Source organism: Pseudomonas sp. WAC2, from assembly GCF_030403525.1.
GTDB classification, from domain to species: domain Bacteria; phylum Pseudomonadota; class Gammaproteobacteria; order Pseudomonadales; family Pseudomonadaceae; genus Chryseomonas; species Chryseomonas luteola.
This window is the reverse complement of the sequence record NZ_JAUEPD010000002.1, coordinates 319,146-334,799: the sequence shown is the minus strand read 5'-3', so window position 1 is coordinate 334,799 and position 15,654 is coordinate 319,146. Positions and strand designations below refer to the sequence as shown.

Annotated in this window: 19 protein-coding genes and 1 tRNA gene; 3 read left to right on the top strand and 17 right to left on the bottom strand. The window is 54.2% G+C overall.

The features are described from left to right. Positions 1-11 precede the first annotated feature (11 nt). Genes QWJ10_RS05700 through dapA form a run of 3 tightly spaced genes read right to left on the bottom strand, consistent with a single transcriptional unit; the run spans position 12 to position 2,783 of the window. Positions 12-770 (bottom strand): MBL fold metallo-hydrolase, encoded by a 759-nt coding sequence (locus QWJ10_RS05700; RefSeq protein ID WP_010795166.1) that lies wholly within the window; start codon positions 768-770, stop codon positions 12-14. Then, positions 709-1,890: an outer membrane protein assembly factor BamC gene (bamC, locus tag QWJ10_RS05695; protein ID WP_289924689.1), complete on the bottom strand. Its 1,182-nt coding sequence runs from the start codon at positions 1,888-1,890 to the stop codon at positions 709-711. The genes QWJ10_RS05700 and bamC overlap by 62 nt, the downstream gene beginning before the upstream one ends. A 14-nt stretch (positions 1,891-1,904) precedes the next feature. Then, the gene (gene dapA, locus QWJ10_RS05690) at positions 1,905-2,783 is read right to left on the bottom strand and encodes a 4-hydroxy-tetrahydrodipicolinate synthase (RefSeq protein ID WP_010795168.1); all 879 of its coding nucleotides are present in this window, start codon (positions 2,781-2,783) and stop codon (positions 1,905-1,907) included. 153 nt (positions 2,784-2,936) lie between these two features. On the opposite strand from dapA, the gene QWJ10_RS05685 reads away from it, so the two are divergent. Both QWJ10_RS05685 and QWJ10_RS05680 read left to right on the top strand, forming a co-directional pair. Further along, positions 2,937-3,497: a glycine cleavage system protein R gene (locus QWJ10_RS05685; RefSeq protein ID WP_010795170.1), complete on the top strand. Its 561-nt coding sequence runs from the start codon at positions 2,937-2,939 to the stop codon at positions 3,495-3,497. A 27-nt stretch (positions 3,498-3,524) separates the two neighbouring features. Continuing rightward, entirely contained in the window at positions 3,525-3,995 is a 471-nt protein-coding gene (locus tag QWJ10_RS05680) for a peroxiredoxin (RefSeq protein ID WP_289924685.1), read from the top strand. Between the two features lie 31 nt (positions 3,996-4,026). Here QWJ10_RS05680 and QWJ10_RS05675 read toward each other — a convergent pair whose 3' ends face one another. After that, the gene (locus QWJ10_RS05675; protein ID WP_010795172.1) at positions 4,027-4,278 is read right to left on the bottom strand and encodes a sulfurtransferase TusA family protein; all 252 of its coding nucleotides are present in this window, start codon (positions 4,276-4,278) and stop codon (positions 4,027-4,029) included. A 104-nt stretch (positions 4,279-4,382) separates the two neighbouring features. Between QWJ10_RS05675 and QWJ10_RS05670 the strand changes: the two genes are divergently transcribed. Beyond that, a complete protein-coding gene (locus tag QWJ10_RS05670; protein WP_289924683.1) occupies positions 4,383-5,816 on the top strand; it encodes a M48 family metalloprotease in 1,434 nt (477 codons plus the stop codon). A gap of 25 nt (positions 5,817-5,841) precedes the next feature. On the opposite strand, the gene nadA is transcribed toward QWJ10_RS05670, so the two are convergent. The 13 genes from nadA to ruvA all read right to left on the bottom strand — a co-directional run bounded on the left by nadA (position 5,842) and on the right by ruvA (position 15,647). Further along, entirely contained in the window at positions 5,842-6,900 is a 1,059-nt protein-coding gene (gene nadA / locus QWJ10_RS05665) for a quinolinate synthase NadA (RefSeq protein WP_289924680.1), read from the bottom strand. 84 nt (positions 6,901-6,984) lie between these two features. Beyond that, positions 6,985-7,060: transfer RNA gene (locus QWJ10_RS05660), tRNA-Lys, on the bottom strand. Between the two features lie 62 nt (positions 7,061-7,122). Beyond that, a complete protein-coding gene (queC, locus tag QWJ10_RS05655; RefSeq protein WP_289924678.1) occupies positions 7,123-7,797 on the bottom strand; it encodes a 7-cyano-7-deazaguanine synthase QueC in 675 nt (224 codons plus the stop codon). A 1-nt stretch (position 7,798) separates the two neighbouring features. After that, positions 7,799-8,449, bottom strand: coding sequence for a 7-carboxy-7-deazaguanine synthase QueE (gene queE, locus QWJ10_RS05650; protein WP_289924676.1), 651 nt, complete (start codon positions 8,447-8,449; stop codon positions 7,799-7,801). 84 nt (positions 8,450-8,533) lie between these two features. Beyond that, complete coding sequence (ybgF, locus tag QWJ10_RS05645; RefSeq protein ID WP_122042031.1) at positions 8,534-9,355, bottom strand: tol-pal system protein YbgF; 822 nt, start codon at positions 9,353-9,355, stop codon at positions 8,534-8,536. Between the two features lie 5 nt (positions 9,356-9,360). Next, a complete protein-coding gene (pal, locus tag QWJ10_RS05640) occupies positions 9,361-9,876 on the bottom strand; it encodes a peptidoglycan-associated lipoprotein Pal (protein ID WP_010795178.1) in 516 nt (171 codons plus the stop codon). A 54-nt stretch (positions 9,877-9,930) separates the two neighbouring features. Then, on the bottom strand, positions 9,931-11,193 hold the full coding sequence (gene tolB, locus QWJ10_RS05635; RefSeq protein ID WP_289925064.1) for a Tol-Pal system beta propeller repeat protein TolB: 1,263 nt from the start codon (positions 11,191-11,193) through the stop codon (positions 9,931-9,933). A 32-nt stretch (positions 11,194-11,225) separates the two neighbouring features. After that, the gene (tolA, locus tag QWJ10_RS05630; RefSeq protein ID WP_026004016.1) at positions 11,226-12,335 is read right to left on the bottom strand and encodes a cell envelope integrity protein TolA; all 1,110 of its coding nucleotides are present in this window, start codon (positions 12,333-12,335) and stop codon (positions 11,226-11,228) included. Beyond that, positions 12,332-12,781: a protein TolR gene (gene tolR / locus QWJ10_RS05625; protein ID WP_010795181.1), complete on the bottom strand. Its 450-nt coding sequence runs from the start codon at positions 12,779-12,781 to the stop codon at positions 12,332-12,334. Before tolR ends, tolA begins: the two co-directional genes overlap by 4 nt. 12 nt (positions 12,782-12,793) lie before the next feature. After that, on the bottom strand, positions 12,794-13,486 hold the full coding sequence (gene tolQ, locus QWJ10_RS05620; RefSeq protein ID WP_010795182.1) for a protein TolQ: 693 nt from the start codon (positions 13,484-13,486) through the stop codon (positions 12,794-12,796). Between the two features lie 14 nt (positions 13,487-13,500). Further along, positions 13,501-13,935 (bottom strand): tol-pal system-associated acyl-CoA thioesterase, encoded by a 435-nt coding sequence (ybgC, locus tag QWJ10_RS05615; RefSeq protein ID WP_010795183.1) that lies wholly within the window; start codon positions 13,933-13,935, stop codon positions 13,501-13,503. Positions 13,936-13,986: 51 nt separating this feature from the next. Beyond that, positions 13,987-15,039 carry a Holliday junction branch migration DNA helicase RuvB gene (ruvB, locus tag QWJ10_RS05610; RefSeq protein ID WP_197871060.1) on the bottom strand — a complete coding sequence of 351 codons (1,053 nt, stop codon included), beginning with the start codon at positions 15,037-15,039 and terminating at the stop codon, positions 13,987-13,989. A 2-nt stretch (positions 15,040-15,041) separates the two neighbouring features. Further along, a complete protein-coding gene (gene ruvA, locus QWJ10_RS05605) occupies positions 15,042-15,647 on the bottom strand; it encodes a Holliday junction branch migration protein RuvA (protein ID WP_074824570.1) in 606 nt (201 codons plus the stop codon). Between the last annotated feature and the right edge of the window lie 7 nt (positions 15,648-15,654).

Genomic DNA, 15,654 nt, shown 5'->3' with positions numbered 1-15,654 from the left:
TAATCGAAGGCTCAGGCAATGAGCTGCCAACCAAGACCTTCGTGCTGATCGGCGACCTGCAGCCAGTCCGCATCACACCCCAGGGTGTCGACGAACGTTTGCCGAGCCAGATGCGGCCGATTGTTCTTTTCACTCAGATGCGCCAATACAAGATGCTGCAGGGCATCGCATTGCAAGCGGCAAACCAGCGAGGCCGCCTGCTGATTACTTAAATGACCGTGTGATCCACTGACTCGCGCTTTCAGAAAATAGGGGTACAAACCTTCATCCAGCATCTGCCGGTCGTGGTTCGCCTCGATCACCAAGGCGTCCAGATCACGATAACATTCCAGTACTGTCGTTGTAGCCTCGCCCAGATCGGTAAGCACACCCAAGCGACGCCGGCCATCAAAGAAGACGAACTGTGTCGGATCGTATGCATCATGAGACACAGGAACGCTTTTGATTTCAATGGCTTCTAACTCTAGCGTATCGCCTGCTGCCAGTACCGTTGTAGCAGCAATAGGCTTGCGTAAGCCGCGCACTGTACCCTCGGTCAGATAAACCGGAATCCCATAACGACGCGATAACAGCTCGACCCCATGAACATGGTCGGAATGCTCATGGGTAACGAGAATGGCATCGAGTTGTGTAGGTTCGACGCCCAGGCGAGCCAGGCGTCTTATCGTTTCACGTAGCGGAAAACCGCAATCGATCAGTATGTAGGTGTTATGGCTGTGAACCAGGGTTGAATTCCCCCGGCTCCCGCTGCCCAGGACCGCGAAGCGCATATTGCATGCTCGTCTGTAGCTTTTTCAGCACCGTCTCGGCCATATCGGCTGGCGCTACGGTGTTGATGTCTTTATCCAGCGTGACTTGAACAGCATCGCCTACATTGGTCAGACGAACCTGATAACGCTCGGCACGAGCGTTTTCTTCTTCCTTGGAGGGCTCATGACCAAACAGGCGCTTGAAGAACCCAGGTTTGTCCTCGTTGGGCTTGCGTGCACCCTCAGCCAGATTGATGTAGTACACCCCCAAGCTACGGTCCATATCGTCAACGCGTATGTTAGCGCCTTCCAGGGCACGACCGACACTAGACCAGGCACGATCAAAGTCGCTCGTCAGGCTCAGCATCGGGTCGCCATTGCCATCTCTCGTATAGGAGACCCGCTCAGGCGTATCGTAGGAACCAGCAGCCAACAGAGATACTGAACCACCTTGGGTATCGGCACTTGCCAGACTGGTTACCATTTCATTCAGCAGGGCTGCATCGAAGGCCGATGTATCCGAGCGAGAAGACCAGTTCGGCTCACTGCTGCTGCCAGTCTTGCGCGTCTGGCTTTGTACAAAGATTTCACTGGTGTTGCTGGAAACCCCTGGCTCGATCCGCACCCGAATACGTGTTTCGGAGCCCGGCTCGATATCACCACCTGTGCTCAAGCTGCGAGCCAACGGTGTCGTCAGGTCGGTCAAAGGTTGCCAGCGTGTCGTGAACTCACCGGTCTGCGGACGTGCCTCACCAATCACGAAGCCATTGTCGGTAAAGAACTGATTGGCCACCGGCCAGATCTCGGCAGGCTGCTTTTGAGCGACGATCCAGCGGGCCTTACCATTGCGCTGCAGGCTATAGCTACCCGTATCAGCCTGGACAGCCAATGCTTGAGGCCGTGGAGCCTCGAACTCTGCAGGATGGTCCTGGGTATCCGCTACGTTAGCGGGAATGGGTAGCAGGGGCTGCAAGGACTTGGCCTGAACATCAGTCGGAACCTGCATCGGAGCCGTTTGACGCGACTCCAGATAATCATTACTGCGATCACGAAAATACCCGTGCTCGCCCCATAGCCAGCCACACCCACTGGTCGTGCTGATTACTACGGCAAGGGTTGTTAGTCCAGCCAGTCGCTTCATGCGTAAATTCTCCATCAGGCCAGCACACCGGACTGACGCATTGCCTGGCGAAGCGGCTCATGACAGCGCGGACTCAACCAGGTCAGAGGAAGACGGATACCCTCAGGCATCATTCCCATTTCATGCAACGCCCACTTGACCGGGATCGGATTGGACTCGATGAACAGGTTCTTGTGCAGAGGCATCAATTTTTCATTAAGCGCACGAGCAGTCTCGGCGTCGCCACGCAGGGCAGCCGCGCAAAGTTCGCTCATGTCACGGGGCGCCACGTTGGCTGTAACAGAAATATTGCCTTTGCCGCCCATCAACATCAGTTCAACAGCCGTGGCATCATCACCGGAGTACAGCATGAAATCGCTGCTCACACGATCCAGAATGTCACGGGCGCGCTGCAAATCGCCTGTCGCTTCCTTGATACCAACGATATTCGGCACTGTCGAAAGCCGTTCTACCGTCTCGGCCAACATGTCACAGGCCGTACGCCCGGGCACATTGTAAAGGATCTGGGGAATCGCCACGGATTCGGCGATATGCCGGAAATGCTGATACAGGCCTTCCTGAGTAGGCTTGTTGTAGTAAGGCGTAACCAGCAGGCAAGCGTCCGCACCTGCATCCTTGGCCGCCTGCGTCAGATCAACCGCCTCACGCGTGGAATTGCCGCCCGTCCCTGCAATGACGGGAATACGGCCAGCCACCTGTTTGACTACACGGCGAATGACCTCGGTGTGTTCTTCTACATCCAGAGTGGCGGACTCGCCAGTTGTTCCAACCGCAACGATGGCATTGGTGCCTTCGGTCAGATGAAAATCAACCAGCTTGGTCAGGCTGGACCAGTCCAGATGCCCCTGTGCATCCATGGGCGTGACCAGCGCCACCATACTGCCTGTGATCATGCAACCGCTCCTGCCGAGAAAAGAGAGCCGTAATGGTACTGACGCTACCAGCCTTGCACAAGCCAAGCTCCGGTAAGGCATTCCCCAACAACGCGCTTTTCGCTACCCTTCGGTTTTGGCCGGTCTACCGGTTTCATCATCAGGAAACACTGAATGTCTGCTACACCACCGCCTCGTGAGCAATTTCTAGTTATCAGTGCGCTGGGCTCCAACCCTATGGAGCTAACCAATGTGCTCTATCGCACGTGTTTGGAAAGCCGCTGCGCGGTCGTCAGCAGCCGCCTGAGCCGACACGGCGAATTCAGCGCACTGATCCTTCAAGTGTCCGGCAACTGGGACGGCCTGGCTCGACTGGAGTCCAGTTTACCTGCTCTGGCAAAGCGACAAGGTTTCACGATTGGTGTAACACGTAGCGCAGCGTTGGAAAACCGAGCGCAAGCCCTACCGTACGTCGTTTATGTCAGTGCGGCCTATCGCTCGGATATTCTCAATGAACTCTGCCAGTTCTTTACCGACCATCGCATAGAGGTAGAAAGCCTGGTTTGCGATACCTATCAGGCGCCCCAGACAGGCGGCACCATGCTGACAGCGACCATTACGGTCATTCTGCCAGCCGGTACTCAGATCAGTTGGCTACGGGATCAATTCCTGGACTTTGCGGACGCACTGAACCTTGACGCGCTGATCGAGCCCTGGCGACCTCAGAACCCGTAATCCAGTAAGCTAAGTGAAGAAACGAACATGGCAGTTACCGTTGATCAACCCGTTCCCGATTTCATAGCGGCTGCTACTGGCGGAAAGGACCTGTCGCTCGACACGTTCAGGGGTCGGCAGGTTGTATTGTATTTTTATCCCAAAGACAGCACGCCGGGCTGCACAACCCAAGGCCAGGGGTTTCGCGATCATTACGAGGCATTCCAGGCTGCCAATACCGTAATAATTGGTGTCTCCCGCGACGGCATCAAGTCCCATGAAAACTTCAAAGCCAAGCAGGCATTTCCATTTGATCTGATCAGTGACAAATCAGAAGCGCTGTGCACGCTGTTTGATGTGATCAAATTGAAGAAGCTGTACGGCAAGGAGTATATGGGAGTTGACCGCAGTACCTTCCTGATCGACAAGGAAGGGATTCTTCGCCGGGAATGGCGTGGGGTAAAGGTCCCGGGACACGTGGAAGACGTTCTAGCAGAGGCCCAGGCCCTGAACAGTTGATTTCCAAGGGAGGCTTCTGCCTCCCTGCACTTCATGCCTTGCGCAACCAGTAATGAAATACGTTTTCCTGTGCCTGCTCGCCGATCAATGCATGCCCTGACAACTGGGCAAAGGTCCTGAAATCACGCTGCGAGCCGGCATCCGTTGCCGTGACCTTCAATACCGAGCCAGAGGCCAAGCGGTTCAGTTCCATTTTGGCTTTCAGCAATGGCAGTGGGCAACTTAATCCACTGGCATCCAGCTCCGCATCACACGGCCCTGTATAAGTACTGGATTCACTCATAAGAAAACTCCATAAATCCCAAGGATAACGTTCACAGCCTTTCATCGCTAGGCAGCAGCTGTGGGGACAGATAAAGTAAGGGTTTTGCAGTCATGAGCGCCCCTATGAAATTTTTGCGCCCTGCCCTTCTTGGTCTGTCCTGCCTGATAGCTGTACCCGCTCCCGCAGCCACTGATCTACCGTCGCTAGGGGATGCAAGCTCTTCAGTTGTCTCTCCTGAACAGGAGTTTCAGCTTGGCCGCACCTGGTTGAGTATGCTCAGGGGGCAAGTCACGACACTGACCGACCCACAACTCAAGCAGTTCGTGGAAAGCAGTGTTTATAGACTGGCCGAGACGAGCCAGATTCAAGATCACCGCCTCGTATTCATCCTGATCAAAGACCCACAAATTAACGCATTTGCTGCCCCCGGTGGGGTCGTAGGCGTCAATGGGGGGCTATTCCTGTATGCCCAGACCGAAGCTGAGTATGCAGGCGTCCTCGCGCACGAATTAGCCCACCTGAGCCAGCGGCACTTTGCACGAGGCGTCGAAAATCAGAAGCGCATGCAACTACCGTTAATGGCAGCCATGCTGGCCGGCATTGTGGCCGCTGCTGCTGGCGGTGGTGATGCCGGTATCGCAGCGATTGCCTCTACACAGGCAGCCGCCATACAAAGTCAGCTCCGCTTCTCTCGTCAGAACGAGCAGGAAGCGGACCGGGTAGGCCTGATCAACTTGGCTAAAGCTGGCTATGATCCACGAGGCATGCCCAATATGTTCAGCCGATTGGCTAGGCAATACCGTTACGATCAGCGGCCACCCGAGTTTCTCCTTACCCACCCGGTAACAGAGGATCGCGTTGCAGATACTCGTAACCGTGCAGATCAGTATCCCGCAGAAGGACGAGAAGACAGCCTGCAGTATCAACTGATGCGCGCAAGGGTTCAGCTGCTTTTCGAGGAAACTCCAGGCATAGCCGTCAAGCGCTTTCGTGCCATGTTGGATGAAAACCCAAAGTTGGAAGCAGCACGTTATGGCCTTGCTGTTGGCTTGACTCGCCTCGGCCAGCTCAATGAAGCACGCGAAACGCTTAAGCCTTTACTGGACGCCTCTCCAAACGATGTCACGTACAACCTGGCCCAGATCGAGCTCGACATTACCAATAACCGGCTGCCTGACGCACAAAAGCGCGTAGCGAGAATGATGGAAATGTATCCCGATAACTTCGCGGTCAACATGCTACAAGCCGATCTACTGGTTAAGCTCGATAAGCCCAAGGATGCCAGCGCTTTACTGGACAAGGTAATCAAAGCGCGCCCACTGGACCCTGATGTATGGTACCGGGCTGCAGAGGTGCGCGGCCAAGCGGGACAGCTGATAGAGGTCCATCAGGCCCGTGCCGAATACTTTGCCCTGACAGGTGATTATGATCAGGCCATACAGCAGCTGGGATTTGCAAAACAGCGTGCTTCAAATAATTTTCAGTTAGCGGCGCGGATAGATGCACGTCAGCAGGAAATGATTACGCAAAAGCGAACTGCTGAAGAAATCATGTGATAGGAAACAGGACAGGAAATGCCCATCAGGCGTTTCCTGTCTGCCTTAATCTTGCTGCCTGGGTAAAGTCCAGCATGCGCTTGAGTGGTTTTACTGCCCTAGGTATCAGGGAAGGATCAACCAGAACCTCACCGCTACCCTCCTGCAAACAGGCCAGCGTACGCTCCAAGGTATTCATGGCCATCCAAGGGCAATGCGCACAACTACGACAAGCAGCACCATTACCCGCCGTAGGCGCCTCAATGAATACTTTGTCAGGACACAACTGCTGCATTTTGTAAAAAATGCCTTTATCCGTTGCGACAATAAACGTCGAGTTGGGCATCGTCTGTGCAGCCTTGATCATTTGACTGGTTGAACCAACCATGTCTGCCAGCTCGATCACAGCCTCAGGAGATTCGGGATGCACCAGAACCGCAGCATCAGGATAGAGCGATTTGATATCAGTCAGCTGAGAAGACTTGAACTCCTCATGAACGATGCAGGCGCCATCCCAAAGCAGCATATCGGCACCTGTTTCCCGCTGAATGTAGCGGCCTAGATGACGGTCCGGTGCCCAAAGAATAGGTTCGCCGTTATCCATCAGGTGCTCAACGATATCCAGGGCACAGCCAGAGGTTACAACCCAATCTGCCCTGGCTTTTACGGCAGCTGAAGTATTGGCATAAACTACTACCGTCCGCTCGGGATGCTTATCGCAGAACGCAGCGAACTCCTGAGCTCCGCACCCGATATCCAGCGAACAAGTAGCCTCCAGCGTAGGCATGAGCACTCGCTTCTCGGGATTGAGAATCTTGGCAGTTTCTCCCATGAAACGCACCCCAGCCACCACGACTGTAGAGGCCTTATGCTGGTTACCAAAGCGTGCCATTTCGAGCGAGTCTGCCACGCACCCGCCCGTTTCCTCGGCAAGCGCTTGCAGAATGGGATCGGTATAGTAATGCGCAAGTAGAACAGCGTCACGCGCCTTGAGCTCAGCCGCAATGGCATGGCTAAAATGCTCTCTTTGAGCTGTACTTAAAATTTTAGGCTGCTTAGCCGCGAGATGGGCTTGAACCAGAAGTCGTTCCGAGATTTGCGACATGCTCGCTACACCCAAACGCTAAAGGGACAGAAGGAGTGTATCGCCAGGAAGCGGCGATCTAACGAAACAACAAGGTGAGGAAAATGGTGGGTCGTGTAGGATTCGAACCTACGACCAATTGGTTAAAAGCCAACTGCTCTACCGACTGAGCTAACGACCCCGAAAGCGAGTGCTATAATAATGATTTCTTCTGGATAATCAATACCCTAGCGCAACTTTTTTTTAAAAATATCGCGTTGGATCTTCAAGGTGTGCCGCACGGAATCCTTCTGCACGCAAGCGGCAACTGTCACATCGCCCACAGGCACGCCCTTCGTCGTCAGGCTTGTAGCAGGAGACGGTTAGGGAGTAGTCCACCCCATTCGCGACGCCCCACTGGATAATCTCAGCCTTCGACATGAACTGGAGCGGTGCAATGATTTTAAAGCCATTGCCCTCAACGCCCGCCTTGGTGGCAAGATTAGCCATACGCTCAAAGGACTCGACAAATTCAGGGCGGCAATCTGGATAGCCTGAGTAATCCACCGCATTAACACCAATAAAGATATGCTGAGCCTCGAGCACCTCAGCCCAACCCAAGGCAAGCGAAAGAAAAACGGTATTACGGGCAGGTACATAGGTGACAGGAATACCCTCGGTAGGCGCTTCCGGCACATCGATAGTGCTATCGGTCAACGCCGAGCCGCCAATACCATTCAGGTTCAAACCAATCACTTTGTGTTCGACCACACCCAATTGAGTTGCCACACGTTCAGCGGCCTTGAGCTCGGCTCTATGACGTTGTCCATAATCAAAGCTCATGGTGTAGCAGGCAAAGCCCTCAGCCCGAGCCATGGCGACAACCGTGGCAGAATCCAGACCACCAGACAGCAAGATAACGGCTTTTTTCTGGTTCATATCAATGTCCTGGCTCGTCATTCCAAAGAATTTTATGCAGCTGCAGCTGAAAGCGTACCGGCAGGTTGTCTTCTACAATCCACTCAGCCAACTGACGCGGGGTAACCTGCTGATGGCTAGGGGAAAACAGCACCTCATCCACCCGCTCATCAAGGCGATACTGAATCAGCTTAGACACAGCCCACTCGTAATCTTCACGTGAGCAAATTACGAACTTCACCTGATCGTTTGGCGTAAGATGATCAATGTTGTCGTACAGATTGCGAGAGACTTCAGCAGAGCCGGGCGTCTTCAGATCGACGACCTTGACGACTCGCCGATCTACAGGCGCGACGTCGAGCGCACCACTGGTTTCAAGTGACACCTCATAGCCAGCGTCACATAGGCGCTCTAGCAGGCGTAAGCAGTTTGGCTGGGCAAGCGGCTCGCCTCCTGTTACACACACATAGCGAGGCTTATACTGAGCGACACGCTCAACGATTTCGTCCAGCGACATGATCTGACCGCCGCTGAAGGCATAAGCCGTGTCGCAATATTGGCAACGCAAGGGACAGCCTGTAAGGCGCACGAAAACAGTTGGCAAGCCAGCTGTCCGTGTTTCCCCCTGCAGCGAGTAGAAAATCTCGGTAATACGCAGAGTATTTTGTTGCATGTAGGCCACGGGCGTGACAGCGATACAGGCCGTCCGCCTCCGTTGCGAAAAAAGGGAGGCGGATTCTAACGAAAAAACCTGCCGTTAGGGCAGGTTTTTGAGATCACGCTGGGCTAATTGTGCGGCAGACGATCCAGGATACTGCGCAATGACCTGTTGGTACATTGCTTTAGCCTTGTCTCGATTTCCAAGCCGCTGCTCAACACCAGCCAGCTTGTAAAGAGAGTCTGGAACCTTGGGATGATTTGGGTAAGCCTGACTTACGCGTGCAAACGCCTGTCCTGCGGCTTGTAAATCCCCGGAAGCCATATTGACTTCGCCTAACCAATATTGGGCATTTCCCGCATACTGGCTATTGGGATACTTACGCAGAAACGCTGTAAAGGCTTGGCTTGCCTTGGCAAAATCCTTTGCCTTGATCAGATCAAAGGCCGCATCGTAATACAGCTTTTCCTTCGCGGGATCACCAGGCTCGCTGTTGGCCTGAGAAGCTGGCGGAACAGGTGCGGCGTTCGCATTGATGGCCCCCGCAGACGAACCAGCATCATTACCACCAGTGGCATTCGCTGGCGCTCCAGAAGAAGCACTTGCAGAAATTCGGCGATCAAGGTCCTGGTAACGTTCCAGTCCTTGCTGTTTTAGCTGATTGATTTCATTTTGCTGCTCTTCAACCTGACCACGCAGGCGCGCAATATCATCCTGCATCTGCTGCAATTGCATGAAGAGCTGCCCCTGTGCAGAGACAGGGGCGCTAGCGCCCCCATCCCCTGCATAGGGAGCGCCTTGGGTGCTATAGCCGGGAGTAGAACCGCTCCCACCATATCCCCCTTCCTGAACCGGTACCTGTGCCCATACAAAGGAAGTGCACAGAGCCAACGATGTCAGTACAAACAGGCGCTTCGGCATAGATCTTACTTCTTCAGCTCAACGCGACGGTTCTGAGCCCAGGACTGCTCGTCATGACCGATAGCAGCAGGACGCTCTTTACCATAGGAAACGAGTTCCAACTGAGCCGGAGAAACGCCCTGCAGTACGAGGTAACGCTGAACAGCCTTGGCACGACGCTCGCCCAGAGCCAGGTTGTACTCACGAGTACCGCGCTCGTCAGTATGGCCTTCCAGTACAACGCGCTGACCACTAGTTTTCAGGTCACGAGCATGAACGTCCAGAGCGCGCATGGCTTCAGGCTTCAGATCGGAGCTGTCGTATTCGAAATAGAATGTAGTGATAGCACGCAGAGCGGCTTCGTCGCTCATGCTGCCATCAACGGCACCGGCGTTAGCGCCATAGCCTGCGTTTGGATCGACAGCACCGGCGCCAGCGCCAGCACCTTCACCAGAAGCATCACCACCCTTGGAAGAACAACCTACTGCAACGGCCATGGCCAAAGCCAGAGCAGCGAACTTGCCGAATTTCAGCATTTCCATCGTTAACTCCTAAAGAACCGCAAAGTGTTTTGTATAGAACAGATTATATTGCCGTCAGTTCAGGTAAGGGGACCAAGAAGGCTCGCGAACATCGCCTTGGGTGGTGGGTAGCGTAATACGCACACGTCCGTTGATGGATACAAGCATCAGTACGCCTCGGTCCTGCTGGCGGGACGCGTAGATTACCATGGTGCCATTTGGCGCAACAGTAGGCGAATCGTTAAGACTGGTGTTGGAGAGCACTCGGACGCTGCCACGCTGAAGATCCTGGGCACCAATCTGGAAGTTGGTGAAACCTTCCTGACGATGCACCATTACTAGCGTTTTTTCATCGGCAGATAGTTTAGGGTTCGCATTGTAGTTGCCTATGAATGTAACGCGCTCTGCCCCACCGCCGCTAACATTGGTTTTATAGATCTGTGGTTTTCCGGAACGATCTGAAGTGAAATAGATAGTCTGCCCATCACGTCCCCAGAACGGCTCGGTATCAATCGCAGAGTCGTTGGTAACGCGACGAATCTGACGTGAATTCAGGTCCATCACATAAATCTCAGGGTTTCCATCGCGCGACAGCACGAACGCCAGGCGGTTACCGTCCGGAGAAAAAGCCGGAGCGCCATTCAATCCTTCGAAATTGGTGAGCTGCTCACGACGACCTGTATCTACGTACTGCAGAAAGATACGTGGGCGCTGCTGTTCAAAGGAAACATAGGCGATACGCTTGCCATCAGGAGCAAAACGAGGCGACAGGATTGGTTCACGAGACTGTAGGAGTGTCACGGAACGAGCACCGTCATAGTCTGCACGCTGCAGGGTATAACGAGTGTTGTTCTGGGAAAAACGCTCGGCAGTGACGTACAGGAGCTTCGTAGAGAACGCGCCCTTGATACCGGTCAGCTTTTCGAATGACTGATCGGAAATATAGTGAGCCATGTCGCGCAGCTGATCGGTACCCCCGCCTACGCTACCCGTCATGACCTGCTGCTGTGTAGCGATGTTAAACAGTGCATATTGGATTTGCAGACGACCACCGCTGGGCACGATATTGCCGATCAGCACATAGCTGACCCCCAGTGCCTGCCAATCCTTGTAGGACACTTCGCTTGCCTGAGTCGGCAGGCTAAGCATGTTCTGCCGGTCGATGGGAGCAAAAGAGCCGGAATTACGCAGATCGTTACCAATGATATTGGCCATATCATCGGGCAGTGGTTGACCACCCTGCCAGCCAAAAGGCACGACTGCAATCGGGATGGCTTTGTCATTGCCACTGGATACCACCAGGGGGTCGGCAGCATGGGCAGCGCCTACCAGGAACATGAATCCCAGCAGAACGATACGAATCAGGTTATTCACAGACTCAAATCCTCCGGTTTGAAGATAATGCGACGCTTGCGATAAAGCTGGTCGAACGTCGCGCGATCAAGCTGTTGCATTTCAGGTATGCGTCCTACGTTGCGCACGGCAGCCACTGCCGAGCTATCGAAAGCAGAATCACCGCTAGACCGGGTCACACTGGCATTGGTTACCGTTCCGTCAGGTAGCATTTCAATTTGCACTTCCACACTCATACCGTTGCGGGCAGATGGCGGGCGGCGCCATTGCTCACTGACCAGACGCACGATAAGGTCATCAAAGTTCGACGCTACCTCATCGCCTACCTCATCAGCCATTGCCTGCTGTCGCTGCGTATCATCGGAAAGAAGCTCAGCCAACGCCTGTGCTTTCTTATCCTCTGCTGCCTTGCGTGCGGCAGCCTGAGCTGCCTTTTTCTTGGCGTCCTCAGCAGCTTTGGCTTTCGCCTGCTCGGCCGCTTTTTTCTTGGCCTCTTCAGCTGCTTTCTTTTTAGCTTCTTCAGCGGCTGCTTTTTTCTCTGCCGCTTCAGCCGCTTTCTTTTGTGCGTCTTCCGCTGCTTTCTTCTTAGCTTCTTCAGCTGCTGCCTTTTTCTGAGCAGCCTCCTCAGCCTGTTTTTTTGCCAATTCAGATTTGCGCTGCTGCTCTGCGGCGGCTTTTTCCTGCGCTGCCTTTTCAGCCTTTGCTGCAGCCTCAGCTTTTGCCGCTTCGGCCTTGGCTTCAGCGGCTTTCTGGGCAGCTTCTACCTGCTGCGCCTTTCGAGCGTCCTCAGCTTTCTTTTGTTCCGCAGCTTTGGCGGCTGCCGCCGCCGCAGCAGCGGCCTGGGCCTGCTGCTCTGCTTTCTTCTGCTCCATCTGCTCGACTTCATACTGGCGAGAAGACGTTTTTTTGGCCTCTCCAGCCAGCTTCTGCTCTGTCTGCACCTGAGCAGGGCTTTTGGATTTCAACTGGACCAGAGTCGCCTGAACAATTGGCTTGGACTGTGGCAGCTCCGGTGCCATTGCCCAGCTCACAAACAGAGCGGCAAAAATGACAACATGGAGAGCCACAGCCCAAACGATAGGCCAGAAATAGCTCTCTGAAGGAGAACGCTCACGGTCTTGCATCAAGGCGCCTCGGTGATCAACCCGACATTGGGTACACCTGCCTGCTGCAGGCCGCCCATGGCTGCTGCCACTATCCCATAGTTAACAGCCTTGTCACCCCGGATGAAAACCTGGGTATCAGGTCTTGCACGCATGATCTTGGTAACCTGCTCCGTCAACTGAGGCAGGGCAACAGCGCTGGCACTGTCACGCTGCTGGTCCGTCTCGACTTCCTTACCTGTATTCCAGTAGTAAGTACCGTCCGCCTTGATAGAAATAGTCAGGATCTGCTTGTTGTTATCCTGCGGCATGGGCTGGCTGTCCGCATTAGGCAAGTCGACCTTGACCCCTTGATTGATCATTGGCGCAGTTACCATGAAAATGACCAGCAGTACCAGCATCACATCGATGTAAGGTACGACGTTCATTTCGGCAACCGGCTTACGCTTATGTCTACCCCTGGAGGACATGGTTGATACCTATTACTCGTCGCTGGTGTGGACTTTGCGATGCAGGATGGACTGGAACTCATCAGCAAAGGTGTAATAACGTCCGATCAGTGTCTCTGAGCGCGCAGCAAACCGGTTGTACGCCACTACGGCCGGAATCGCTGCAAACAAACCGATCGCGGTTGCAATCAGTGCTTCTGCGATACCAGGCGCAACGGTAGCCAGCGTAGCCTGCTGTACCGTAGCCAGACCGCGGAATGAGTTCATGATGCCCCATACGGTACCGAACAGACCTACATACGGACTGGTGGAGCCGACGGTAGCCAGGAACGGCAGGCTTTGCTCAAGCTTCTCTTCTTCGCGAGAAATGGCGACCCGCATGGCACGCTGAACGCCTTCCATCACCGCGTCAGGGTCTACCCCCGCCTGCTGACGCAGCCTGGAAAACTCTTTGAAGCCAGCACGGAAGATCTGCTCGACACCTGAATCGGGGTCAGGATTGCTGCCTGCCTGACGGTAAAGCTTGGACAGGTCGATACCCGACCAGAAACGCTCCTCGAAAGTCTCCAGTGCACGTTTGGCTGCACGGATGGCATTGGCACGCTGGATAATCATGACCCATGATGTTACCGAAGCCGCTACCAGCGTCAGCATGACCAGCTGAACTACCAGGCTGGCATTGCTCACAAGGCTCCACATGGAGGAATGGTCGACAGTTGGTTCCACGCTAAATCTCCTGCTTAAATTGAGTCCGAATCGCTTGCGAATACTGTTCGCATGGCCTCAGGAATGGCCCTGGGCCTGAAGTTGTCTGAACGTACACACGCAACCGTCACGTATCCTTCGCATAACAGAACGCCATCGTCTCGCCGTGTCACTTGCTGATGAAAACGCAAGCTGGCCCGGTTCAGTTCAATAACCCGGGCACTGACCTCCAACTCGTCATCCAACCGAGCCGGTGCATGGTAACGTGCCTCACATGAATGCACGACAAATAGGATGTTTTCTTCCGCCAGGCGAGATTGAACAAAGCCTAACGCCCGCAACCGTTCGGTACGAGCACGTTCCATGAATTTGAGATAGTTGACGTAGTAGACGATGCCTCCTGCGTCGGTGTCTTCGTAATACACTCGACACCGCAGCGAATACGGCTGAGTCACATGTTGCGCGCGCATACTCTAGAACCAAGCCTTCAATTTGCCAATCAGAAATACTTGCAGTTGCAATTAATTATTATCTTCCTCAAAAAGATCAGGCACAGTTCCTGGCCCCATACGCTTGGGCACGTTCAAACCAAAGTGAAGATAAGCATGGCGGGTTACCATCCGACCCCTTGGCGTACGCATGATATAGCCCTGCTGAATCAAATACGGTTCCAAGACATCTTCAATGGTGTGACGCTCCTCACTGATTGCAGCAGCCAGGCTATCTACCCCTACCGGCCCGCCGTCGAACTTGTCGATGAGCGTCAGTAGAAGTCTTCGGTCCAGGTGATCAAAGCCGCGTGCATCCACATCCAGCAGATCCAGAGCCTGGCTTGCAATCGTATGACTGATTCGTCCCTGCCCTCTCACCTCTGCAAAATCGCGTACACGTCTTAACAACCGGTTCGCAATACGGGGAGTACCGCGGGCACGGCGAGCGATTTCCACAGCGCCTTCGGCCTCAATTGTCAGATTCAGGATTTTGGCAGAACGCATAACGATGCTGGCAAGGTCCTCTACGCTATAAAACTCAAGCCGCTGAATAATTCCGAATCGGTCCCTTAATGGGTTCGTCAGCATTCCGGCACGCGTAGTGGCTCCCACCAATGTAAACGGTGGCAAATCCAGCTTGATTGATCGCGCGGCAGGGCCTTCGCCAATCATAATATCGAGCTGATAGTCCTCCATCGCTGGATAGAGGACCTCTTCTACAACCGGCGAAAGGCGATGGATTTCGTCTACGAAAAGAACGTCTCCAGCCTCGAGACTGGTCAGCAGAGCAGCAAGATCTCCTGGCCGCTCAATTACCGGTCCAGATGTGCTTTTAATGGCAACACCCATTTCCTCGGCAATAATATTGGCAAGCGTGGTTTTGCCTAGCCCTGGCGGCCCGAAAATAAGCGTATGGTCTAGTGCCTCACCCCGCCCCTTTGCCGCCTGGATGAAAAGACTCATCTGCTCGCGCACGACCGGCTGGCCAATATACTCGGCCAGTCTCAGTGGACGGATAGCACGATCCTGCTGCTCTTCACGATCTCGACCCGCGGCAGAAATCAAACGATCCGGTTCAATCATGGTTACACCATGCCTTTGAGGGCACGACGAATAAGGTCTTCACTGCTGAGGCCTTCTTCAGCGATGGCAGATACTGCACGACTGGCTTCCTGCGGCTTGAATCCGAGCGACACTAACGCACTGACCGCATCAGTTTCAGCTGTTACGACAGGCTTGCCGGCAGCCGTTTCCATCATGAGCGGTGCGATAGACGGAAGGCTTTCCCATGCCTTGAAGCGATCCTTGAGCTCGACCAGCAGACGTTCAGCCGTCTTTTTGCCGACGCCGGGAATCTTAACCAGCGCAGACGCATCCTGGGCCTGTACGCAGCGCACCAGCTCGTCCACCTCAAAGCCAGACATCAGCGCCAGCGCCAGCTTTGGCCCTACTCCATTCAAGCGAATCAACTCACGGAAGAGTTCTCGCTCGCGCTTTTCAAAAAAGCCGTAAAGCAGATGAGCATCCTCACGCACGACCAGATGCGTATGCAAGGTAACTGGCTCACCCAACGACGGAAGGCGATACAATGTTGTCATGGGGACTTCCAGCTCGTAGCCCACGCCATTAACATCGATGATTACATGCGGCGGCTGTTTTTCAGCCAGAGAACCGCGGAGACGTCCAATCACAGAAATA

Excerpts from the sequence above, each read along its gene's own strand:
- ruvB (WP_197871060.1), bottom strand. The coding sequence starts at position 15,039 with ATGATTGAACCGGATCGTTTGATTTCTGCCGCGGGTCGAGATCGTGAA.
- QWJ10_RS05670 (WP_289924683.1), top strand. The coding sequence starts at position 4,383 with ATGAAATTTTTGCGCCCTGCCCTTCTTGGTCTGTCCTGCCTGATAGCT.
- tolB (WP_289925064.1), bottom strand. The coding sequence starts at position 11,193 with ATGTTCCTGGTAGGCGCTGCCCATGCTGCCGACCCCCTGGTGGTATCC.
- QWJ10_RS05685 (WP_010795170.1), top strand. The coding sequence starts at position 2,937 with ATGTCTGCTACACCACCGCCTCGTGAGCAATTTCTAGTTATCAGTGCG.
- ybgC (WP_010795183.1), bottom strand. The coding sequence starts at position 13,935 with ATGCGCGCGCAACATGTGACTCAGCCGTATTCGCTGCGGTGTCGAGTG.
- queE (WP_289924676.1), bottom strand. The coding sequence starts at position 8,449 with ATGCAACAAAATACTCTGCGTATTACCGAGATTTTCTACTCGCTGCAG.
- ybgF (WP_122042031.1), bottom strand. The coding sequence starts at position 9,355 with ATGCCGAAGCGCCTGTTTGTACTGACATCGTTGGCTCTGTGCACTTCC.
- QWJ10_RS05700 (WP_010795166.1), bottom strand. The coding sequence starts at position 770 with ATGCGCTTCGCGGTCCTGGGCAGCGGGAGCCGGGGGAATTCAACCCTG.
- queC (WP_289924678.1), bottom strand. The coding sequence starts at position 7,797 with ATGAACCAGAAAAAAGCCGTTATCTTGCTGTCTGGTGGTCTGGATTCT.
- dapA (WP_010795168.1), bottom strand. The coding sequence starts at position 2,783 with ATGATCACAGGCAGTATGGTGGCGCTGGTCACGCCCATGGATGCACAG.
- pal (WP_010795178.1), bottom strand. The coding sequence starts at position 9,876 with ATGGAAATGCTGAAATTCGGCAAGTTCGCTGCTCTGGCTTTGGCCATG.
- QWJ10_RS05680 (WP_289924685.1), top strand. The coding sequence starts at position 3,525 with ATGGCAGTTACCGTTGATCAACCCGTTCCCGATTTCATAGCGGCTGCT.
- tolR (WP_010795181.1), bottom strand. The coding sequence starts at position 12,781 with ATGTCCTCCAGGGGTAGACATAAGCGTAAGCCGGTTGCCGAAATGAAC.
- nadA (WP_289924680.1), bottom strand. The coding sequence starts at position 6,900 with ATGTCGCAAATCTCGGAACGACTTCTGGTTCAAGCCCATCTCGCGGCT.
- QWJ10_RS05675 (WP_010795172.1), bottom strand. The coding sequence starts at position 4,278 with ATGAGTGAATCCAGTACTTATACAGGGCCGTGTGATGCGGAGCTGGAT.
- bamC (WP_289924689.1), bottom strand. The coding sequence starts at position 1,890 with ATGAAGCGACTGGCTGGACTAACAACCCTTGCCGTAGTAATCAGCACG.